This is a genomic window from Bacillus sp. 11C (assembly GCF_055486375.1).
Window position 1 is genome coordinate 1 of the sequence record NZ_JBUPVZ010000025.1, and the last position, 22053, is coordinate 22053.

The 22053-nt window shown below is 45.9% G+C and carries 25 protein-coding genes; 5 read left to right on the plus strand and 20 right to left on the minus strand.

Annotation, left to right across the window (positions count from 1 at the left end; translation table 11 throughout):
• Positions 1–100 precede the first annotated feature (100 nt).
• The 4 genes from comZ to ACY3LV_RS20520 all read right to left on the minus strand — a co-directional run bounded on the left by comZ (position 101) and on the right by ACY3LV_RS20520 (position 2726).
• Complete coding sequence (comZ, locus tag ACY3LV_RS20505; RefSeq protein WP_003224559.1) at positions 101–292, minus strand: ComG operon transcriptional repressor ComZ; 192 nt, start codon at positions 290–292, stop codon at positions 101–103.
• Positions 293–306: 14 nt separating this feature from the next.
• Positions 307–1260 carry a transcriptional regulator Med gene (gene med, locus ACY3LV_RS20510; RefSeq protein WP_148964278.1) on the minus strand — a complete coding sequence of 318 codons (954 nt, stop codon included), beginning with the start codon at positions 1258–1260 and terminating at the stop codon, positions 307–309.
• Between the two features lie 90 nt (positions 1261–1350).
• Entirely contained in the window at positions 1351–1911 is a 561-nt protein-coding gene (locus tag ACY3LV_RS20515) for a hypothetical protein (RefSeq protein ID WP_333560669.1), read from the minus strand.
• 80 nt (positions 1912–1991) lie between these two features.
• Positions 1992–2726 carry a hypothetical protein gene (locus ACY3LV_RS20520; RefSeq protein ID WP_202328451.1) on the minus strand — a complete coding sequence of 245 codons (735 nt, stop codon included), beginning with the start codon at positions 2724–2726 and terminating at the stop codon, positions 1992–1994.
• 247 nt (positions 2727–2973) lie between these two features.
• Between ACY3LV_RS20520 and ACY3LV_RS20525 the strand changes: the two genes are divergently transcribed.
• Positions 2974–3159 carry a YjzD family protein gene (locus tag ACY3LV_RS20525; RefSeq protein ID WP_087993454.1) on the plus strand — a complete coding sequence of 62 codons (186 nt, stop codon included), beginning with the start codon at positions 2974–2976 and terminating at the stop codon, positions 3157–3159.
• A gap of 47 nt (positions 3160–3206) precedes the next feature.
• On the opposite strand, the gene ACY3LV_RS20530 is transcribed toward ACY3LV_RS20525, so the two are convergent.
• From ACY3LV_RS20530 to ACY3LV_RS20590, 13 genes are all read right to left on the minus strand, one after another.
• Positions 3207–3386 (minus strand): YjzC family protein, encoded by a 180-nt coding sequence (locus ACY3LV_RS20530; RefSeq protein ID WP_148964275.1) that lies wholly within the window; start codon positions 3384–3386, stop codon positions 3207–3209.
• Between the two features lie 80 nt (positions 3387–3466).
• Entirely contained in the window at positions 3467–4426 is a 960-nt protein-coding gene (gene argF, locus ACY3LV_RS20535; protein ID WP_464864419.1) for an ornithine carbamoyltransferase, read from the minus strand.
• Entirely contained in the window at positions 4414–7506 is a 3093-nt protein-coding gene (locus ACY3LV_RS20540) for a carbamoyl phosphate synthase large subunit (protein WP_464864420.1), read from the minus strand. Before ACY3LV_RS20540 ends, argF begins: the two co-directional genes overlap by 13 nt.
• On the minus strand, positions 7499–8560 hold the full coding sequence (locus ACY3LV_RS20545; RefSeq protein WP_464864421.1) for a carbamoyl phosphate synthase small subunit: 1062 nt from the start codon (positions 8558–8560) through the stop codon (positions 7499–7501). The genes ACY3LV_RS20540 and ACY3LV_RS20545 overlap by 8 nt, the downstream gene beginning before the upstream one ends.
• 70 nt (positions 8561–8630) lie before the next feature.
• On the minus strand, positions 8631–9788 hold the full coding sequence (locus tag ACY3LV_RS20550) for an acetylornithine transaminase (RefSeq protein WP_464864422.1): 1158 nt from the start codon (positions 9786–9788) through the stop codon (positions 8631–8633).
• The gene (argB, locus tag ACY3LV_RS20555) at positions 9785–10561 is read right to left on the minus strand and encodes an acetylglutamate kinase (protein ID WP_289349063.1); all 777 of its coding nucleotides are present in this window, start codon (positions 10559–10561) and stop codon (positions 9785–9787) included. Before argB ends, ACY3LV_RS20550 begins: the two co-directional genes overlap by 4 nt.
• Positions 10562–10575: 14 nt before the next feature.
• The gene (argJ, locus tag ACY3LV_RS20560) at positions 10576–11796 is read right to left on the minus strand and encodes a bifunctional ornithine acetyltransferase/N-acetylglutamate synthase (protein WP_333518220.1); all 1221 of its coding nucleotides are present in this window, start codon (positions 11794–11796) and stop codon (positions 10576–10578) included.
• A 19-nt stretch (positions 11797–11815) separates the two neighbouring features.
• Positions 11816–12853: an N-acetyl-gamma-glutamyl-phosphate reductase gene (argC, locus tag ACY3LV_RS20565; protein WP_464864423.1), complete on the minus strand. Its 1038-nt coding sequence runs from the start codon at positions 12851–12853 to the stop codon at positions 11816–11818.
• Positions 12854–13056: 203 nt separating this feature from the next.
• Entirely contained in the window at positions 13057–13596 is a 540-nt protein-coding gene (locus tag ACY3LV_RS20570) for an MFS transporter (protein WP_464864424.1), read from the minus strand.
• Positions 13596–15026 carry an FAD-binding protein gene (locus ACY3LV_RS20575; protein ID WP_464864425.1) on the minus strand — a complete coding sequence of 477 codons (1431 nt, stop codon included), beginning with the start codon at positions 15024–15026 and terminating at the stop codon, positions 13596–13598. The genes ACY3LV_RS20570 and ACY3LV_RS20575 overlap by 1 nt, the downstream gene beginning before the upstream one ends.
• Before the next feature lie 62 nt (positions 15027–15088).
• Entirely contained in the window at positions 15089–15259 is a 171-nt protein-coding gene (locus ACY3LV_RS20580) for a YqaE/Pmp3 family membrane protein (RefSeq protein ID WP_087993463.1), read from the minus strand.
• A gap of 63 nt (positions 15260–15322) precedes the next feature.
• The gene (locus ACY3LV_RS20585; RefSeq protein WP_148964266.1) at positions 15323–15631 is read right to left on the minus strand and encodes a metal-sulfur cluster assembly factor; all 309 of its coding nucleotides are present in this window, start codon (positions 15629–15631) and stop codon (positions 15323–15325) included.
• 63 nt (positions 15632–15694) lie between these two features.
• A complete protein-coding gene (locus tag ACY3LV_RS20590; RefSeq protein ID WP_148964265.1) occupies positions 15695–16462 on the minus strand; it encodes a prolyl oligopeptidase family serine peptidase in 768 nt (255 codons plus the stop codon).
• Between the two features lie 120 nt (positions 16463–16582).
• Between ACY3LV_RS20590 and yitU the strand changes: the two genes are divergently transcribed.
• The 3 genes from yitU to ACY3LV_RS20605 all read left to right on the plus strand — a co-directional run bounded on the left by yitU (position 16583) and on the right by ACY3LV_RS20605 (position 17851).
• Positions 16583–17395, plus strand: a complete 813-nt coding sequence (gene yitU, locus ACY3LV_RS20595) for a 5-amino-6-(5-phospho-D-ribitylamino)uracil phosphatase YitU (RefSeq protein ID WP_148964264.1) — start codon at positions 16583–16585, stop codon at positions 17393–17395.
• A 105-nt stretch (positions 17396–17500) separates the two neighbouring features.
• Positions 17501–17653 carry a hypothetical protein gene (locus ACY3LV_RS20600; protein ID WP_176365310.1) on the plus strand — a complete coding sequence of 51 codons (153 nt, stop codon included), beginning with the start codon at positions 17501–17503 and terminating at the stop codon, positions 17651–17653.
• Positions 17654–17851 (plus strand): DUF3813 domain-containing protein, encoded by a 198-nt coding sequence (locus tag ACY3LV_RS20605; protein ID WP_087993467.1) that lies wholly within the window; start codon positions 17654–17656, stop codon positions 17849–17851.
• Between the two features lie 30 nt (positions 17852–17881).
• On the opposite strand, the gene ACY3LV_RS20610 is transcribed toward ACY3LV_RS20605, so the two are convergent.
• The gene (locus tag ACY3LV_RS20610) at positions 17882–18337 is read right to left on the minus strand and encodes a BsuPI-related putative proteinase inhibitor (RefSeq protein ID WP_333518227.1); all 456 of its coding nucleotides are present in this window, start codon (positions 18335–18337) and stop codon (positions 17882–17884) included.
• A gap of 18 nt (positions 18338–18355) precedes the next feature.
• Positions 18356–19198: a YitT family protein gene (locus ACY3LV_RS20615; RefSeq protein WP_148964263.1), complete on the minus strand. Its 843-nt coding sequence runs from the start codon at positions 19196–19198 to the stop codon at positions 18356–18358.
• A 137-nt stretch (positions 19199–19335) separates the two neighbouring features.
• Here ACY3LV_RS20615 and ACY3LV_RS20620 point away from each other — a divergent pair, with 137 nt between their 5' ends.
• The gene (locus ACY3LV_RS20620; protein ID WP_464864426.1) at positions 19336–20187 is read left to right on the plus strand and encodes a DegV family protein; all 852 of its coding nucleotides are present in this window, start codon (positions 19336–19338) and stop codon (positions 20185–20187) included.
• A 47-nt stretch (positions 20188–20234) separates the two neighbouring features.
• On the opposite strand, the gene ACY3LV_RS20625 is transcribed toward ACY3LV_RS20620, so the two are convergent.
• Positions 20235–21851 carry a M4 family metallopeptidase gene (locus tag ACY3LV_RS20625; protein ID WP_464864427.1) on the minus strand — a complete coding sequence of 539 codons (1617 nt, stop codon included), beginning with the start codon at positions 21849–21851 and terminating at the stop codon, positions 20235–20237.
• Between the last annotated feature and the right edge of the window lie 202 nt (positions 21852–22053).

The window sequence follows — 22053 nt, forward strand, 5'->3', positions numbered from 1 at the left end:
TTTTATTTTATTACACGTGAATGGGTATTTTAAGGAAAAAATAAAGACTGTCGAGATTTTCTCGACAGTCTGAAGCCACTTTCAAAAAAGTGGCTTCTTCTTATTCGGTTTCCGATTTTGCGTCGGACTTGCCAAGCTCATAAGCTTCAGCCATTACCGTGGTAAAAAGATTCATAAACGGCTGTATGGCCTCCATTGACAGCTCAATGCCTGATTTTTCAAGCTGTTCTTTCGCTTCAGGAAGATATTTCATGGCAATTTGCAAGAACTCCAGTGATTTTTCATGCTGCATATGACGTCACTCCATTACTCGTTTTTTGGCAGTTCGCCTGTTTTGTTGTACGTTTTGATCAGCTTGGCGATTCTATGCTGAAAGTCTTTATCGACAAGCGGGCTGAATGTTCCCATTTCAACAACTCCGGTTTTCAGGTCGTAGTAATGATCGCCGCCTTCAAGGGAGCCTTTGTTGAATTGCTCAGCGATGATTTCATAGGCCTTGTCCACATTTTGCACCGTGCTGGTTAATACGGTATTCTCACCCAGTTCTGATTGATCTGTGACGTAGCCGATAGCATAGAGGCCGTCTTTTTTGATTTGCTGAATGACAGGAACATTATACCCGTCTCCAGCGGGATACACAACATCCGCGCCTTCGTTCTTCATTTTATGATAAAGCTTTACTGCCGTCGTATCATCATCCCAATGAGCCGTATATTTCGTGTTTACTTCTATATCCGGATTTTCATATTTGGCCCCTTTGATAAAACCGTCAACCTCTGGCTGCCACGTAAAGGAAGCAATGACGCCGACCTGATTTGTTTTCGACATATGGGCAGCTGTCATTCCTCCAAAAAAGCCCATTGCTTCGCCGCTGAAATGGACACTCGTCACATTATCGCCTTTCGCTTTCGCATTAGAAATGACGAATTCCATATCCGGATAATCTTCGCTGACCAAGTTAAACACTTCTGCATATTCACTCCCGTGGCCATAGAGAAGATTGACGCCCCGCTTATGAAAATCCTCAATCGCATTTATGATATCTTCATCTGTTTTTACGCCTTCTTTATAGTAGACGTCCACATTGTATTTTGATTGTATATTCAGTAATCCTTTATACCCTTTTGTGCCCCATACGAGATCGTTAATCGTATCAGGAAAGAGCATGCCGACCTTCTCAATTTTTCCTTTAAACGGAGTTTGTCCACATCCGCTTAATAAAAGGAGGACAGAAAAGATCATGACAAGCCTTGTGATCAAGTCATGTTCAACTCCTTTTGACAAGCTATAACATGTATCATTTTTATACGTTTATTGTATCTAGAAAACTCGAAACATGGAAGGTTTTTCTTAATATTTGTCGAAAATTGATGAAAATTGTCTTTTCCACTCGATTATTTTTGTTTTTGCTTCTTCTTTTGAGGTTTTTTCTGTGACTTGCAAATCGAAAATCTGATCTTTGCTTTTATCGCGGCTTGGTTCAAGCAGGAACCTCAGCAGCTCCTCAGCCACATCGTCTGTGTAACAGCCGTCTTCTTCGGTTTCTTCTTTCCACGGCCCATACATTTTCGGCAGGATCACCGCTTTTTCCGAGCCTGCCTTTTCATGTTTTCCCCATTCTTTTCGGTCTTGTTCATAGACTAATATATAAGGAGAATCAAATTGGTCTAAAGGCAAAAAGCCGCCGAACTGGATACAAATTGTATCATATTTTTGATCTCCAATGCGTTCAAGCTGGCGAAAGAGTCCATTTCTCCCAAGCCACAAGAGTCTTTCTTCTAAGTACATTTGTCTCATTTCATCTTCTGTTTCCGCCAGAATAACGTCAACATGTATGCCTTCATCCATCATTCGCTCGCATAATGAAAGGCCGAAAAATTCGTCCGCACCTACAATCAGCGTTGATTCCATTGCATCTGCCGCCTTTCCGGTTTTTCATTTCCAAAGCAAAACAGCCTCCACAAAAGAGAAGGCTGTTGTTATTGTATTCTCTATAACTCTTTTTCATGACTGTGAAAGAATTTACAGATTGATGCATAAATTCTGCTTGGATGCTCAAATAAGTGAAATGTCATGTCGACTGGTGAACCTCGCTTTTGCTGTTGTTCCTTGAATGCTTCCGCATGTACGCTGTATGGATAGGGCGCTCCGGTCATTCGCTGCCATATATGAACCGGCACGCCGCTCGGATAGCTCTCAATTGTTTTATAACGGAACGCTTCCGCTTCTTTTTCAGTTATTCCGCAGCTTTCCGATACCTCTTTCAAAAATTGCTTATAGAAAAATTTATTTTCTTTCTCTGATTCATAATGAGCCTGAAGATCGAGACAAGGATTCAACATTGCGGCTGAACGGATATGATCCGGGGAAAAACGAAGCAATTCATCGGCCACGAGAGCACCCATTCCTTCTGCTAAAATATGAATCTTCGGATTGAGTATTTCCTGCTTCAGAACGGAATGTATCAGCTGTTTGGCATAGGCGACCGCTTTTTTCGCGCCCCAATGCCTTCCGTAGAGATTGCTGTTAAAAAGAGTGTATCCTTCATTCCTCAGCATGTTCAGAAGCTGATTTCTGCCGTAATGCTGCAGCCAAAAGCTTGAATCATTCCCGACAAAGTGGGTTCTGTCCCCCAAGATAAAGATGCCAAAGCCGTTTGGGCGATAGGGCAGATGAATCACATTCTGCTCCGTTCCTAATTGAAAGTACCTTTCCGTTATTCCCATCGCTTGCCCGCCTCCTTTCACACTTCATCTCACGCTATCTTATGTAAAAAGAAAAGAAACGAATAAGGTAAAGTCCTAGCCTTTATGAGTTTTGGCTATTATACCATTCGATGTTTTTTGTTTTATTTAAAGTGTATCGAATCAGACTCTTTTGTCACCTCATTTTTCTTCTAAAATTGGATTCCCCCTTCGCTTTTTGTATGGTATGATAGCTTTTAGAATAGAATGAGAAGGACGAGGTGGAAACGTGCGATATATTATTGCCTTTATTTGGACGTTCCTTTTATCACATATGGCATGCTACTTGGTTGCCAGCATGAACAGCGTTGCGTATCAATTCAAAACATCATCTGTCATTGCTGTTGTACTGTATGTCTTGATCATGGTTTTAGCAGAAATCATGCCTATGAACAAAAATGCAAGCCAGCATTAAAAACGCCAAAAACCCAAAACATTTCATTGTTTTGGGTTTTTTCTTGATCACGGCTTTCTTTTATATGTCCACAGCCGGTTGTGATTTGATGTCTCAGGAAACATATCCCCTGCTGACAAATGGATCTTTTGCGGGTTTTTAACCATACTACCTGTCTCGCCGATTTCAACGTAGATGCCATTGTTGGGCGCTTTCTGTCCCGGACGGAATTGATGCTGCTGACCCACTGTTTTTCCTCCTTTTCCTTTTTGCTGTAGTATGTGCCTATTCGCCTGTCAATATGTTTCCATCAAAAAAACTGCTGAGCTCAGCAGTTTTTCGATGATTCCTCTCTGTATAAAACGGCCTTCAGCAGTGCTTTTTGCACGTGGAGACGGTTTTCCGCCTGCTGAAATACCGCCGAATTCGGCCCGTCAATAATCTCCGCTGTCACTTCTTCCTCACGGTGCGCAGGGAGGCAATGTAAAAAAGTATAATCAGGCTTGGCATGGCTGACAAGCGCCGCATTCACCTGATAAGGCGCAAATACAGCGAGACGCTCTTGTTCTTCCGCTTCCTGCCCCATGCTTGTAAACACATCAGAATAAATCACGTCCGCGTCTTTTACTGCTTCAAGCGGATCAGCTGTAAGCTTGATAGAAGCGCCCGATTGAAGTGCAAATGTTTTTGCCGCTACAACTGCTTCATCTAACACTTCGTATCCTTTTGGCGAAGCGATTGAAATATCACAGCCCATTTTCGCGCAGCCGATCATTAATGAGTGCGCCACGTTATTTCCATCACCGATGTACGCGACTTTCACGCCTTTAAGCTTCCCTTTCTTTTCCTTAATCGTCAAGAGATCCGCCAGCGCCTGGCATGGATGGTATTTATCAGTAAGTCCGTTGATGACCGGAATATCAGCTTCTTTAGCAAGCTCCTCCACCTTTTCATGTTCAAAGGTACGAATCATGATGGCATCGACATAGCCTGACAGCACTTTTGCCGTATCAGCGACGGTTTCACCGCGCCCCAGCTGCAGATCTTTCTGGCTTAAGAAGAGAGCGCTCCCGCCCAGCTGTGCCATGCCTGCTTCAAATGAAACACGGGTCCGCGTTGATGATTTTTCAAAAATCATCGCCAAGGTTTTGCCTTGGAAAATAGGCTGGATTTTGTTTTGTTTCAGTTCACCGGCTTCTGCTAGCAAGGCGTTTATATCCTGTTCACTAAGATCCTGTAACGTTAATAAATCTTTTCCGTATAAACTGGTTTCCGTCACTGTGTGCATGATGCCACTTCCTTTTTATAGAGATCTTTGAGAGATACAGGCTGCGGATGGCCTGAACCGCTTTGTAAAAACGCCCGCACGGTTTCTTCTTCTGTAAAGACGGTGATGTCGTGCGTCATGGCTTCTAAACGTTCTTTGCGCGCTTCTTCAGAGCCGCTCAGATTGATGTGGATCGCTTTTCCTTCCTGCTCCATCCATGAGGAAAATGCCCCTTCATGTACCGTAAAACCGGCGTTTTCCGCTAATTCCTTGATTTCGTCCGGCCCGTTTTGCAAATAAATGCTTCCTTTTTGATTCCAGACACGTGTATAGATTTTTTTCAAGGCGCTGTCGGCATCGTATGCAACACACATGCCTTCTCCCGTTGATTTCATTTCCGGCCCAAGCTTGACATCTACATCTTGAATCGCATGTGATGAAAAGACCGGGAACTTTACAGCAACGCCGTGGTGATTTTGAACAGAAGGGTTTATATCTTTTAAAGACGCCCCCGCCAGCAGCCGTGTGGCAAGCGGAATCATCGGAACGCCCATTACTTTGCTGACGACAGGAACCGTGCGGCTCGCTCTCGGATTCACTTCAAGGACGAGAATGTTTCCACTGTCGATCACAAATTGAATGTTCATGATGCCTTTAAATGAAAGCTTTCGGGCAATTTTTTGCGCGGCATCTTTTATGTCTTGCTGCAGCCCGCTTGTAATGGACGGTCCGGGAAGGATGGCAAAGCTGTCTCCCGAATGGACCCCTGCTCGTTCAATATGCTCGGTATATGTCGGGATAAAGACATCCTCACCGTCGGAAATCAAGTCAATTTCTACTTCCTTACCTGACACGTACTGATCAATTAAAATCGGGTACGGCATGCTGTCTTCACCGTTCAGCAGATGAGAAAGCTGGGCTTGCGAGTCAACAATGATCATGCCCATTCCGCCGATGACGTAAGATGGGCGGATTAACACCGGATAGCCGATTTCATCAGCTTTTTCAGCCGCCTCTTCTTTTGTATATGCGATTTCTCCTTTTGCGTGGTTCAATCCAAGCTCATCAAGAAGCTGATAGAATTGATCCCGATCCTCTAACACGTCGAGCGTTTTAAACGACGTGCCGAGAAGGGTAATGCCGGCTTTTTCGAGTGCTTCAGCAGCATTGATCGCGGTTTGGCCGCCGAATTGCACGATTGCAAAGTCAATGCTTTCCTGCTCCGCCACGTTTAAAATGTGCTCCGTTGTCATCGGTTCAAAATACAGGCGGTCCGCAATTTCATAATCTGTGCTGACCGTTTCCGGGTTGTTGTTCATCATAATCGTTTCGAACCCAAGCTTTTGCAGTGTTAACACTCCATGAACGGCACTGTAATCGAATTCAACTCCTTGGCCGATGCGAATCGGTCCCGATCCGATAATCAGCGCGCGTTTTTTCTCTTTTCGGCTGATGTCACCATCGGTCTCTCCGAAATATGTCGAGTAAAAGTAGTTTGTTTTCGCATCAAATTCAGCAGCGCATGTATCTACAATTTTGAAGGAAGGTGTAATGCCCATCTCCTTGCGAAGCGCGCGCACCTCTTCTTCTGTTTTGCTGATCAGCGAGGCAATCGTTGCGTCTAAAAATCCCTTTTCCTTTGCTTTTTTCAATAAGTCAAAAGAGAGATCACTTCCCGTCTCCATCAAGCGGTTTTCCAGTTTGATGATGTTGTCAAAGGTATGCAGGAAAAACGGATCAATTTTTGTTTTCGCATGAATGTCTTCAATCGTCACGCTGCGGCTCAACAGCTCCATGACAACGAAAAATCTACGATCGTCCGGAGTGACTGCCAAATCCCATAGCGCTTCAATCGACAAGCCACTGAGCTCTGGAAGATGCGTACCGATATTTTTCAGTTCAAGGGACGCTGCTGCCTTTTGTATCGCCGCTTCTAAATTCCGTTCAATCGCCATCACTTCACCGGTGGCTTTCATTTTTGTGCCAAGCTTGCGGTCTGCGTTTTTGAATTTATCAAACGGCCAGCGCGGAAATTTGACGATCACATAGTCCAGCGCCGGTTCAAAGCTTGCGTAAGTCGAACCTGTGAGCGGATTTTTCAGCTCATCAAGGGTATATCCGACCGCCAGTTTCGCAGCCATTTTGGCAATTGGATAACCGGTTGCTTTAGACGCGAGAGCCGATGACCGGCTTACCCGCGGATTGACTTCAATGACGTAATATTGCTTGCTGAATGGATCAAGCGCGAATTGAATGTTGCAGCCGCCTACGACATCAAGTGCTGAGATGATCGTCAGACTAGCCGTCCGCAGCATTTGATAGTCTTCATCCGTCAATGTTTGTGACGGCGCCACAACGATGGAGTCACCTGTATGCACACCGACCGGATCGATGTTTTCCATATTACACACGGTAATGCATGTGTTATTGCTGTCACGCATGACTTCATATTCGATTTCTTTAAAACCGGCTATGCTTTTTTCCACAAGGCATTGATTGATCGGGCTTGCTAACAGCGCCTGTTTAATCATGGCTGTAAAGGCTTCTTTATTAGGGGCGATTCCTCCGCCCTTTCCGCCTAATGTGTAAGCAGGTCGGATAATGACGGGAAAACCGATGGATTCCGCAAAACGGAGGGCGTCGGCCTCGTTATCAACAATTTCACTTTCTGGCACAGGCTGGTTCAATTCGTTCATTAATGAACGAAACTTTTCCCGGTCCTCTCCTTTTTGTATGGTTTCAACGGATGTGCCGAGCAGTTTGACGCCGTGCTCTTTTAAAACACCCGTTTCTTCAAGCTCCACCGCTAAATTCAACGCGGTCTGCCCGCCTAAATTGGCAAGAAGCCCATCAGGCTGTTCTTTCTTAATGATATTTGTCAGGCTTTCTGCTGTCAGCGGCTCAAAATAAATGTCATCAGCGAAGGCTTCATCGGTCATAATGGTCGCCGGATTATTGTTGACGAGGATCACCCGATAGCCTTCCTCCTTCAGCGCGATGCACCCTTGAGTGCCTGAATAATCAAATTCCGCTGCCTGCCCGATGATGATCGGGCCAGAGCCGATTACTAATATGCTTGAAATACTGGTGTCTTTAGGCATGCGCGATTTCTCTCCTTGCTGGTATCACATTCTTTAAATAATCATCAAAAATCCATTCGCTTTCCGCCGGTCCGGGATGCGCTTCCGGATGGAATTGCACACTCATGACAGGCCATTTTTTATGGGAGAGCCCTTCAACTGACGTATCATTAACGTGATGAAACCTGATCGTGAGCTCTGCTTCATTAATAGACTGTTCATCAACCACATAGCTGTGATTTTGGCTTGTCATGAAGACACGTTTCGTTTCACGGTCGATGACCGGATGATTTGCGCCCCTGTGTCCGAATGGCAGCTTGAATGTATTTCCTCCGAACGCGAGCGCAATTAACTGATGTCCCAGACAAATCCCAAGAGTCGGATAACGGCTGACGATGCTTTTGATTTTTTCTAAATACGGCTGAATGGCTTTCGGGTCTCCAGGTCCATTCGATAACACAATGCCGTCCGGCTTTATATCGTATACAGCTTCCATTTGCTGATACGGCACTACGGTGACCTTGCAGCCTCGTTTGACAAGTGAAGACGCGATGGACTTTTTATAGCCAAAATCAATGAGGGCGATATGTTTATGTCCGTCGCCGAATGTGCTGATTTCCTGCGCGGATGCCTGCTCTGCCACATTCTCAGGCTGAAGAGCGATCTCAGCTGCTTCTTTAGAAGCTGTGACACTCGCACCCATCGTTCCGTTTGCACGGATTTTTTTTACGACAGCCCTCGTATCAACATGGGTCAACAGCGGAATGTTCCATTTCTGTAAATACTCCTTGAGGCTGTATACGGCTTCATGATGAGAAAAATGGTCGCACGCCTCGTAGACAACCACGGCTTTTACTTGCGGTTTCTTGCTTTCAAAATCCTTTTCATTAATGCCGTAGTTGCCAATCAGCGGGTAGGTAAATACGATAATCTGTCCTTTATATGATGGATCTGTAAGCACTTCCTGGTAGCCTGTCATTCCTGTAAAAAAAACAGCTTCTCCCGTGCAGCTTTCATGACCGTCCAGCTCGCCGCTGAACGCGGTTCCATCTTCTAACACTAAATAACCTTCCATCTCACAGCCCACCTCTTGATGAATAATTAATTATAAAAATGAATTTTTATACCTTGATGTCGAAAAAAAATTACTGGTTTACAGCGGAATGCTGAGCGATTGCCTGTTTCAGTTTGCTGACGGCTTCTGCTATTTCATCCTTTGTCACGGTGAGCGGCGGCAGCAGCCGAATGACATTCGGGCCGGCCGGCAATACAAGCAAGCCTAATGTCTGCAATTCAGTAATGATGTCAGCAACCGGTCCATCACATTCAATTCCAAGCATTAATCCTTCACCGCGGATTTGTTTGACAAAAGGATTCTTTAGCTCAGCCTCGAGCTGTTCTTTTAAAAATGCCCCTTTGTCAGCAGCCTCTTGCAGAAAGCCAGGCTGGAATACAGTTTGCAATGTGGCATTCACAGCAGCCATCGCCAGCATATTTCCTCCGAAAGTCGTTCCGTGAGAACCTGGGGTAAACGCTTCTCCCAGCTGTTTTTTGCCGATGACAGCGCCGACTGGAAAGCCGTTTCCCAATCCTTTTGCGACTGTGATGATATCAGGTGAGAGTCCAAAGTGCTCGTAGGCGAAGCCCTTTCCTGTCCGTCCGATGCCGGTCTGGATTTCATCAACGATTAAAAGAGCTTCCTTTTCCTTGCAAAACGACTGTACGGCTGTTAAAAATTCAGCGCTTGCCGGATTGACTCCGCCTTCTCCCTGCACTGTCTCAAGCATCACAGCGGCAATGCCGTCTTCCTCGCCAAGAGCCTCAAAAGCGGACGGATCGTTGTACGGAAGGTAGTAAAAGCCTTCCAGCATCGGGCCGAAGCCTGTTTTGATTTTATCCTGTCCGGTCGCGGCCATCCCTGCGTACGTGCGGCCATGGAACGACTGAAGAAAAGTGATGATTTTTGTTTTTCCAGTTGCTTTTCGGGCGAGCTTTATCGCGCCTTCATTCGCTTCCGCGCCGCTGTTGCAGAAAAAAACGAGGTCTCCCGCACTGTGCGCCGCCAACTTTTGTGCCGCTTGCTCCTGGAGACTGTTTTGAAACAGGTTGGATACGTGCCATACGCTGTCGAGCTGTTTTTTGACTGCTCCCGTGACCGCTTCATGGCAGTGGCCTAGATTAGACACCGCAATCCCCTGAATGAAATCGAGATATGTTTTGCCGTTTTGATCCTCAACGTACGTTCCCTTTGCTTTTTTGATGTCAATATCCCAGCGTCCGTAGGTTTGAAACAAGCTGCTCATGAAACAGCCTCCTTTGCTTTGACGATTTTTGTTCCTTGAAAGGTTTGTTCTGTGAAGAATGATCCTTTTCCGTTTACGATCATGACTTCAGACACCTGATCTGATAAAGCCGACAAGGCTGAATTGACCTTCGGAATCATCCCCCCTGTGATCACTTCCTGTTTGATCAGCATTTGAATCTCCTCAGGGGTCAGGACGTCGAGGCGCTGCTTTTCTTTCAAGATTCCATCGACATCTGTGACGAACATCAGCTTATCGGCTTCCAGCGCTCCGGCGACTGCTGAAGCAGCCAGATCGGCATTCACATTCAGCGTCTTGCAGTCACTCGTCATAGACAGCGGCGCGATAACAGGAATGATGCCCTTTTCCATCAGCGCGTTCACCATGGATGTATCGACCTTTTTGATTTCTCCGACTTCCCCGTATGTTTCCGGATCGAGATAATCCGCCTCTAGAAGACCGCCGTCCTTACCGGAGATGCCCGCGGCACGCAGTCCGTGTTTGGCAAGCTCGGCAACGAAAAATTTATTCACCGAGCCGGATAAAACCATCTCAGCCACTTCCAGCACCGGCTTCGTGGTTTTGCGCTGTCCTCCTGAAAACTCTGTTTTGATATTTAACCGTTTCAGCATATTTGTGATTTCCGGGCCGCCGCCGTGAACGATCGCCGGTTTCCATCCTGACGCCATCAGTTCTTTCAGGTTATGAAAAAATTCCTCCGACAGCTCACGGATGACACTTCCCCCGCATTTAAAAACGATTGTTTTCTTCATCATGCTCCCCTTTATTATGTGCGATAGCTCGCGTTAATTTTGATATAGTCATAGGTCAGGTCACAGCCCCACGCTCTTCCGTTCCCGTCACCTTCATCCATCTTGATGATAATGGTGATTTCATCTCCTTCAAGATATTCCTTGGCGAGAGATTCAGAGAATGCCTGAGGTTCATTATGCTTAAACAGGCATTGGCCCCCGAGATAAACCTCTACTTCTTCCGCCGTCACCTGAGCTGTGCTGTGCCCGATGGCACCGATGATGCGCCCCCAGTTGGCATCTGTTCCGTAGACTGCCGTTTTCACGAGATTTGAACCGACTATTTTTTTCGCAATCACGTTCGCGTCAAGATTATTTTTCGCTCCCTGCACTTGGGCTTCGATTAGTTTTGTCGCGCCTTCTCCGTCTCTCGCAATCTCTTTAGCCAAATCCTCGCAAGTTAGCAAGAGCGCTTTTTTAAAGACCGGCCAGTCTGGGTGATCTTCCGTCAGGCACTCATTTTCGGCGCAGCCGTTTGCCATGACCAATACCATGTCGTTCGTGGATGTTTCACCATCAACTGTGATTTGGTTAAATGAAACATCAGTGATATCGCGAAGCGCCTTTTGCAGCGCTTTTTCTTCAATTGCCGCGTCTGTCGTCACAAACCCCAGCATCGTGGCCATGTTCGGATGAATCATTCCCGAGCCTTTAGCCGCTCCGCCGATCGTGACTGTTTTGCCGCCGATTGTCAGCTCATAGCACGTCTGCTTGATCACCGTATCGGTTGTTAAGATCGCTTCCTCAAAATCTCCCGATCCCGCGGGTGTTTGTGTCAGCAGTTTGATGCCTGCCTGAATTTTTTCCATGTCTAAATACTCGCCGATGACGCCCGTTGATGAAACGGCGACAAACTCCGGCTCCATACCCAGCTGTGCAGCAAGACTCTCCCGCATTGTGTATGCGTCCTTTATGCCCTGTTCTCCCGTGCAGGCATTGGCAATGGCGCTGTTAACGATGACGGCTTTCAATGCTGACCCATGCTTTAAGCTGTCTTGTGTGACTTTGATCGGAGCGGCCTGAAAGTGGCTTTGGGTATAAACCGCCGCACTTACGGCCGGTGTCTCGCTGATAATGGCACCAAGGTCTTTTTTTGAGTAGCGCAGCCCGCAATGCACGCCCTTTGCCTGAAACCCTTTTGGCGAGGATACATCACCTGTTACTTTTATAATTTGCTCTTCACTTAACTGAATCATGGTTCGATTCTCTCCCGTTCTATGGATAAATTGGCGTCATGGTGAGCCCGGTTTCTTCATTCCAGCCATTCATCAAATTAAAGTTTTGCACAGCCTGACCGGCGGCACCCTTCATTAAATTATCGATTACCGAGACGATCGTGACTCTGTTCGTTCTCTCGTCCAGGGTAACGGCGATATCACAGAAATTACTGCCGTACACTTCCTTCGTTTGCGGATACTGCCCTTTTGGCCTTATTCTCACAAAATATGAATCTTGGTAAAATTCCGAATATAAATGATGCAGGTCATCTGCTGATAGGCTAGAGGTTAATTGCGTATACATCGTTGCCATGATGCCCCTTGTCATCGGAACCAAGTGAGACGAAAATGTAATAGGCCCCAGCCCTGGCTGCCATTCTTGCAGCGCCTGTTCAATTTCCGGTGTGTGCTGATGTTCATTGACTTTATAAATTTTAAAATTGTCGTTCAGCTCAGAAAAATGAGTTCCCATGGATGCTTTTCTTCCCGCTCCGGAAACACCGGTCTTCGCGTCAACGATAACGAAAGATTCATTGAGCAGTTTCTGTTGAGCCAATGGCGCGAGGCCAAGCAAAACAGCAGTTGGAAAACAGCCCGGATTCGCGATGAGCTTCGCCTGTTGAATTTGCTTTTGATTCAGTTCTGCCAGGCCGTAAACCGCTTCATGAATCACTTCCATCGGTGCCGATTTCCGTTTATACCATCTTTCATATTCAGCGGGCTCTTGTATCCTCAGATCACCTGACAGATCAATCACCGGAATTCCTGCATCTGCCAGCTGCGGAGTCAATTCACTCGATACCCCAGGCGGTGCAGCAAGAAACATGATATCTATTTCGTGTTTGATCGTATTCATTTCAATCGGCTTCAGCTTCTGATCGGCTAAGCCGGTAAGATGAGGATAAACCTCGCTATAGACATTCCCTTCACCGCTGGATGAATAAAGTATACATTCCTCTGCATGAGGATGATGCGAGAGAATCCGGACAAGTTCGGTGCCTCCATAGCCTGTAGCGCCTACAATTCCTATTTTCAAAACAAGTTCACCTTCTTGGTCTTTGTGAAATTATTTAACATTATAACATGAATAAAAATTAATTCAATCGTATATTTAATATTTTTATTCATTTGTACATTTTCTGTTCGATGAAAAATCCGCTCAAAAAAAGTAACGTTGCGGCATCAGAAAACGTTGATCTGCCGCTTTTTTTAATTGAATAAAAAAACAGGCTGACGCGGTCAGCCTGTTTTCATCATCATCAATCCGCTTAAAAAATATAGAATAGAGCTTGCATAAAAAATCATTTGCACCGTGAAAAAATCGGCGAGAAAGCCGCCGAGCATAATGGCTGCTGCTGAAAAGACAGCTGTCCAAAAATGGTAATCGCCAATCTTTTTTCCCCGCTCTCCGCTGTCTGTAAAATCGGCGATCAGCACTTTTTCTCCGTGCTTTTGCATCGCACCAAAGAGTCCTAACAGCACTTGGACGATATACATTTGAACAACGCTTCCGATATGCGGGACATACAAAAGCAGCACGGCCATACCCCAAGAGTTTGCAAGCAGAAAATAACGGTTGTCGAGCCTCTCAGACAGCCGTCCGAGGAGCGGATAAATGAGCGCTCCGCTCAGCCCGAATAATCCGTAGGAAAAACCGAACTGCGTGTAGCTTGAGCCGATATTTTTCACAAACAAAATATAAAACGGAAAGATTAAGCTGCTTGCGAAAAACACGCTGCTTTGTGATAATGTCAGCCATTTTAATTTGTTTTTCCCCATTATTTATACCTCTGATAAAAATAATTCATAAAGCGCTCATCTGGGTCATACGTTCGTTTTTTCTGAAAAAAAGCTTCGCATTTCGGATACGCCTGCCTCATTTGCGCTTTTGTCTGGTACGTCATATACGGCAAATAATAGCTGCCGCCGTGCTTGATGGCAACGTCTGCCATGCGCCTGATGATCCGGGCAGTGTCTGCCTGGGCTTCTTTTGAAAATCCCTCGTTTATTAAAAGCACGAGCGAAAACATATCATCCTTCGCATAGGAAAGATCGGCTTTTTCATTTTTCTGCACGTAGCGGATGGTAATGTTCACAAGGTTCAAATCTTCGTCCGACAGCGTTTGTCTCAGGTCGTCAATATAGGACGCATACTTCTTCACCGGCACAAAGTATTCCTGCAGAACATCTGTGTTGTCATTGTTTTCATATTCGAGAAATGTTGATTCGGACCGCATGACGTTATTGCGTGTGATCTTTGTGCCGTTTTGGCTCAGGAAATAGGATTCCTGCGTGTTCCACAGCCAATTTCTTCCCCATTCATACCGTCTTGACAAGCCGAGTGCAAACTTTGTGATCCCGGTATACTCGTCTTCTTTAAGATCGCTGTATGATGACAGCTGATCCTGATGATCAGCCAATTCATAATTCGTGACATACATGTCTTCCAGAAATCCTTTTTTCGCTGTTGAAATTCGCGCCAGATGCATTCGGACATCCGGATTTCCTTTTACGTGCTTTGTAAAATAGTCTGCGTATCCGCTGTAATTCATTTTTTCAGTCTTCATGACATACAGCTCATCATCCGTCAGCTCAAGCGTTACATCAAGAATCACGCCAAAAAGACCGTACCCTCCGATGACTGCTGTAAACAAGTCATCTTTTGGAGTAACGGTGACGATCGTTCCGTCCGCTTTTAAAAGCCGAAATGATTTTACAGTATCAATCAGCGAGCCGTAGCGGATATCACGTCCGTGGGCATTGGCGCTGAGAGATCCTCCAATGGTGAAAATATTTTGTGACTGCATGACTTTTACCGCGAGTCCGTATGGATTCACGTATTTCTGGATGTCATTCCACGTCGCGCCGCTTTGGACTCTGATGGTTTTCTTCTCTTGATCGAACGACAAGATTTTATTGTAGCCTGTCATGTCGAGAACGATGCCGTCCTCATAATATGTATGGCCGCCCATGGAATGCTGGGCTCCGGCGATTGAGATCTTTATGTTTTTTCGATTTGCTTCTTTGATCGTGTCAATGAGCGTTTCCTCTTCCTGCCCTTTTACTGTCTGCTTAATTTTCACCGGCATCAGTCGGCTGACATCCGTCATCTCGCTTGTGTCTGTTTTTTGATCTGAGTGCACAGAGTACGCAAACAGGGCCGCATACGCGCCTGTACAAAGCGCGAATGCAAGCAATTTCTTTTTCATGGCGCTCTCCCTGCTGTTTTTTTATGACCATTATACCATGTCTGCGCCCTCATTTTTCCAGGCTATCTCCTTGCCCGTTTTTCGGCGCGGCGGTCGGCCACGATAAAACAGGCGTGAATCGCGCCCGGCAGCCAAAAGATACAGGTCAATATGAGATTCAGCAATGCCTGAACCGGTTTTCCCGAAAACAAAACTGCGAGCGGCGGGCATAGGACAGCCAGCAGATACATCATTTCCTTCACTCCTTTCAGCTGTAAAAAAGGACAGCCTCATATGTCAGGCTGCCCTCTTTTGTTTTATTGAATGCCAAGCGCGATTTTCGCGTATCTGGACATTTTATCTCTTGTCCAAGGCGGATTCCACACAATGTGAACTTCCGTCTCTTTCACTTCGGGAATGTCCGCTAACGCTTTTTTCACTTCATCCACGATAACCGGCGCTAAAGGGCACCCCATTGATGTCAATGTCATTGTAACGTGTGTTAAACCGTCGTCATCCATATCAACATCATATACCAAACCAAGGTTCACGATATCAACGCCAAGCTCAGGATCGACAACCTGCTCCAGGGCGCCCATGATGTTTTCTTTTAATGCTTCTTCCACGTTCCCTCACTCCTTTTTTCTACAGTATAACGTAAATCCTGCCCTTGTTAACACCTTTGTGCTTTATAAGTGCGTCTCAAACCATTCAATCGTTTTTAACACAGCTGTTCGCGGGACTTTATGGTCGGCGTGTTCATCTCCGATAAATTGGAGGCGTTCCGGCTGCTCGCTGTAATCGGACTTGATCGTGTCATAAAATTTCCGGGTCGGCGCGTAAGGCACGACTTTATCTTTTGCGCCGTGCCAAAATAATAGCGGGCGCTGGCGCAGTTTCTCCGGCTGAAGGCTGAGATCCCGCAACTCGAGACGCTTCATCAGCTCCTCTACCTTTTCTTCCGGCACGTCGATATCGATGCCCTGGGATTGAATATGGTCAATCTGCTGCTGAAACAACTCCACGTAATTCGGGCTTCCCATCAGGCTGACGCCGGCTTTTATCCAATCATAAGCAGTCAGTGCGCCAAGCGTTGTGATGCCGCCCATTGACGTGCCTGCGAGGCCGATGCGGCCGCCGTCTATCAGGCCCTCTTTTTCAAAATGGGTTTTGAGTGCGCCGATCTCTTCAATCTCGTTGAGGACGATGTCCCAAAAATGGACGGCCAGTTCTTCAACAGCCATTTGCTCTCCCCGTTGGCCATGGTGCAGAGCCTCCGGCAGAACGGCTCTGAAGCCCTTCTCCGCAAGCAGATAAGCAATATGAAGGTTATGTTCCTTCGCGCTCGTAAAACCATGTATAAAGATCACGAGAGGAACAGCGCGGTGCCTGTTCTCTTCCTTTACAATATGTAAAAACGGAATACCGGAAACGGTTTGATTTTCAATTTGAATCACAGTGTGCCCCTCCTTAGGATAACCATAATCATAAGTGTAACATGTAGACAATAAAGATGGTAAAAAGCTACACTGTAATTAAGGCAAAACAAGCAAACTCTAAGGTTAAAGGAGCTTTTCATGGAGACAAAACCCTATTTAATCGCATTAGATTTAGATGGAACGTTATTAAAGGATGATAAAACCATATCAGAAAACACCCTTCGGACGATACAGCACCTAAAAGATGACGGGCATTATGTCTGCATCTCAACAGGACGTCCGTACCGTTCAAGTTCCATGTACTACCAGCAGATGGAGCTGACAACGCCGATTGTCAATTTTAACGGAGCGTTTGTCCATCATCCGCAGGACGACAGCTGGGGACGGTACCATACCTCGCTGCCGCTTGATGTTGTGAAACAGCTGGTGGATATCAGCGAGAGCTACAACGTACATAATGTGCTCGCTGAAGTCATTGACGACGTGTACTTTCATTACCATGATGAGCACTTGATTGATGCTTTTAACATGAATACAACAAACGTGACGGTCGGAGACTTGCGGGAAAATCTCGGAGAAGATGTCACATCCGTGCTCATTCACGCAAAAGAAGAAGATGTGCCGGCCATACGCTCCTATTTATCGAATGTGCACGCCGAGGTGATCGACCATAGAAGATGGGCCGCGCCGTGGCATGTCATAGAAATTATTAAAAGCGGCATGAATAAAGCGGTTGGCCTGAAGAAAATCAGCGATTATTACGGCGTGCCGCAGGAGCGGATCATTGCTTTCGGGGATGAGGATAACGATTTGGAAATGCTTGAATTCGCCGGTTGCGGCGTTGCGATGGGAAATGGCATTGACGCGGTCAAGCAGGTTGCCAACCGAACAACCGTTACAAATGAAGAAGACGGCGTGGCAAGATTTTTGAAAGAATATTTTTCACTTTAAAGGCCGGCCCGTATTAATATTTTCCCATTCATAAACATGACTTCGCCCCACCATACTATTGAAGACGACTCATCTCGTCAAAGTATGGAAGGGGGCAGTCTCAAAATGGGTAAACGAAGCAAATCCAGAAGGTTTATTCACCAGGGTAAAGACTCCGTCGGGCTACACGCCGCAAAATTTCCATATCGGTCTACTTTAGAAGAAGCTCACCAGCATGCCGCGGCACGAGACTCGGCGGAAAGGCAGTATGAATATTAAATGAGAAATGAACTGTTTCAGCAGGCAAAATCATTCGTTCAACAGGCTGTCATGGTGACAAACGGCTTTGAGGAAGGCGATCAGGATCAAGCGATTCTGAGAGCCAAAAATGCTGTGTCTTCTGCGTACGCCAACTCGACAGATGCAGAACGTCGCCAGCTCCATCAATTTCAGGATCAGCTGGAGAAACTTCAGTAAAAAAAGGCTATGGCGATTTGCCATAGCCTCTTATTTCACTTCAAACTGCTGAACAGCCTGAACCTGTTTGAGATTTTCCGCTCTGCCTTTAAATGTCACCTTCACCTCGTAGGTTCCCGGCTCAGGGACTTCTTTCCACACATCAGAGAAATCATAGGTTTCTCCAGGTTCAAGTGTCAGATTTTGAAAAGCTTGCGTAAACATTTTGTCTTTCGAATAACGGTATCTTTCTTTGTGCTCAGAATCATACACGACAAGTTCAAATTTTTGTCCTGTGCTGAATTGAAACTCGATAGCACGTTCGCTTTGGTTCTTCAGCGACATGTTAAACTTGATTTGTTCAGGCTCCTGAATTGCGTCAACAGATAAAACAACCTCTTGATTCTCCATTCCGCCTGATACCTCCTTATCGGGTTCTGTCTGCTCATCTTTCCCGCAGCCTATCAAAAGCAGTACGGGCAAGAGCATCACAAGCAGCCGTTTCACGACTTCCACCTGCTTTCGTCAGTCTTTTCTAAAGAAACCAAAAATCCCAGTCGTTTGCACAATGTTTGTAAATGCTTTCGGATCGACTTCTTTGACGATCTTCTCTAAATCGTACAGTTCATACCTTGTGATGACGATAATCATCATCTCTTTCTGTTCATTCGTAAAGGCTCCTTTGGCCGGAACAGTGGTGATGCCGCGGACCATTTTTCCGTAAATGGCTTCTTTGATTTGGTCCGCTTTTTTCGTCACGATCATCGCCGTGAGCTTCATGTGGCGGGTGTGAATGGCGTCGATCACCCTCGTTGTCACATACAGTGTAACCAGGGTATATAATGCTTTCTCCCAACCTTGCAATAATCCTGCCGTCAAGATGATAATCCCGTTCAGAATGAAGAAATACGTGCCGATGGGTTTATCCTTCCACTTTGCAAGCACCATGGCGACGATATCGAGCCCGCCTGTGGAAGCACCGTATTTTAACGTTAAGCCGATGCCGACCGCGGAAATGACGCCGCCGAACACCGCGTTCAACAAAATGTCATGTGACAGGCTTGTTTCCGGCAGGATTCCCATAAACAATGTAGTCAGCCCGACACTTAAAATACTGTACACCGTAAACGATTTGCCGACCTTCATCCATCCTAAAATACCGACCGGAATGTTTAAGAGGAACAAGAGCGTTCCCGTCGATATATAAAAGGGGGCATATTCAACAATGACGCTTGATAAAAGCTGGGCGACACCCGTAAATCCGCTGGCATATACATCTGCCGGGATCAAAAATAAGTTCAGCCCGGCCGCATTGAGTAAAGCGCCGATGATGACGACGAGTAATTTTTTTGTTTGATCTAGTACCATGGCTTGTTCCTCCGCTCTTTCTTCTTTATTATGTTTTCCCTTAAAACAAATATTTGAACACGATTTTGGCAAATTAATATGATATAGTTGGCTTAACTCTTATGATAACGAGCGATAACAGAAAGAAGGGAAGCAATATGACAGTTCATCTCATCGCTGACAGCGCCACCGATCTGCCCCGTTCTTACTTTGAAGAAAACGGCATTGGCTTTATTCCGCTAAGGGTTTCTCTCGGCGATAAAGAATTCGAAGATGCAGTCACGATTGATGCGGATCAAATATTTGAAGCGATGCAAAAAGGAGAAACGCCTAAGACGTCCCAAGCCTCACCGCAAACGATTAAAAATGTATTTTTGCAATATGCTAAAACAGGTGATCCCGCTCTTTACATCGCCTTTTCCTCAGGCCTTTCCGGCACGTATCAGACAGCTGTGATGATGGCCAATGAAGTGAAAGAGGAATTTCCCGATTTCGATTTGCGGGTCATTGATTCTAAATGCGCTTCATTAGGATACGGTCTGGCCGTCCGGCATGCCGCCGATCTCTGTATCAACGGGAATACAATACAAGAAATTGAAACGTCTGTAAAGAACTTTTGTGAACAGATTGATCACATATTTACCGTGGATGATCTCACCTATCTTGCACGAGGCGGCCGCATCTCCAAAACATCCGCTTTTGTCGGAGGTCTGCTGAATATTAAACCGCTGCTTCAAATGGAGGACGGCAAGCTGGTGCCTCTGGAAAAAATCCGCGGACAGAAGAAACTTTTTAAACGGATCATCGAACTCATGAAGGAGCGCGGTGATGATTGGAGCAATCAAACCGTCGGGATCAGCTATGCCGCGGATGAAGAAAAAGCCATTGGCATGAAACACTTGATAGAGGATGAGTTCAAGCCGAAAGAGATCATCATGCATTCGATCGGTTCTGCGGTCGGCTCACACGCCGGCCCCGGCACATTGGCGATATTCTTTTTAAGAAAATAAGCAAACAAAAACAGTCAGACTCAAATGTCCTGACTGTTTTTGTTTGCTTATTGAATTCCGACAGCTTTATACGCTTTTTCGACTGAAGCTGATTGCTTCGAGCCTTCACCATATAAATCATTGGCCGCTTCGATTGCCGCTTGCTTCATCATGCTGAAATCTGTAGACACCGTTACATAATATGTTAGAGCCCGATAGTAAATTTGTTCACATGCTTCACGCCCAATCCCTTCAACCTGTACATCGTGGTGCGCGCCTCCTTCTGCCAGAAGGTAAGCTGCTTTATTGTGGATGGACGAATTGATATGGACTCCGCCATAATCCTCTGTTCCTGTGTAACGGTTCGAGTAATGATCGGGATTTCCCTGCTTGGATGGGTCCTCTAGTGATCGTAATGAATCTCCCGCCATATCCGGGGTATAAACATCCTCGCCGATTTCCCAATCATCACGGTCTGCCATCGCCCCCATAATGTCGGAAATTGACTCGTTTAATGCACCGGGTTCTCCTTGATATAAAAGACCGGCGGAATACTGCGTGACTGCGTGTGTAATTTCATGTGCGACAATGTCGAGTGCTCCGGACAGCGGCTTAAATGTTGAGCCGTCTCCATCACCGTATACCATCTGCACACCGTTCCACGCCGCATTGTTCCACTGTTTGCCGACATGCACGGTAGACGTAATCCTTGCCCCGTTTTGATCAAAAGAATCTCGGCCAAATGTCTGGCTGTAATAGTCGTAAACGGCTTGCGCATTTGCATGCGCGTCCACAGCCGCCGGTTCTTTAAATACCGACGTGCCGCTGACTATTTCTTTGCCCGTATACCCGATCAATTGAGACAAAAGCGTAAACAAGGTTTCATTCAGGTTCTCCGCATCAAACGTATTGATCCCTTTTCCCCTTGTTTCGTCCGCCAAATAATAGCGCCCATTCTGTTCTGTGACTTCAAAGCTTTTTTCATCACCTGAGACGCCGATTCCTGTACCTGCCGCTTCATGAATGGCGTTAAAAGACTCAATGACCTTTCCGCTTTTGGCATCGATGAAATAATGCCAATAGCCAGGCTCAGGTTCAGATGTCGAGATTCTCACAAGGTAGGCAAGATCATATGCCCCGTCGTGCGGATAGATATATAATTGGCCTTTCGGTTCCCCATCAATATATTCGATTTTCCCGATGGAAGCCTCGAGCTCACGCCGCGCTGTACGTATTGCTTTTTCTTCAGAAATAGACGGTGTGACGGATACGTCTTTTATTTGCGGATGCACCTTTCCAAAGAAACTTTTCACCTGTTTGTTTTCCTTCATTGCGACCGCTTGTTCAAAGCCGTAAATCGGAATTCCTTTGTAAACTTCCGTTAATTTAAATAACGTTTGTTTTGTCTTTAGATCCTTTATTGTTTTCGAAATGCGAAAATGGCTGTTCGCATCCCCTTTGAGCTTAAAATGCGTTTGATGCTTGTTAAGATAGGAAAATAGTGATTCTTTTTGGGTTGTGTTTTGTGCTTGCTTCGGTGATGATTTTTCGATGATGTATGAAGGGGTTTGATACGTGTTGTCATATTTGATGCTTTGATCAGCTGAGGCCTGTGTTACAAAAACCATTTGGGCCGCCGTGCATAAGCCGGCCAGCAATAGAGACGTCTTGGCTAGGTTGCGCAAAACACCACATCCTTCCTGTTTTGGAATCTATCATTTTTCTTCATCCTATCAAAAAAACAAAAACTTGTATGTGGTGCATCGTTCTTATTTTCCAAAAAAAGAAGGGCAGAGATATTTCGCTCTGCCCTCAGACTGTCGAGAAAATCTCGACAGTCTTTATTTTTTCCTTAAAATACCCATTCACGTGTAATAAAATAAAAGA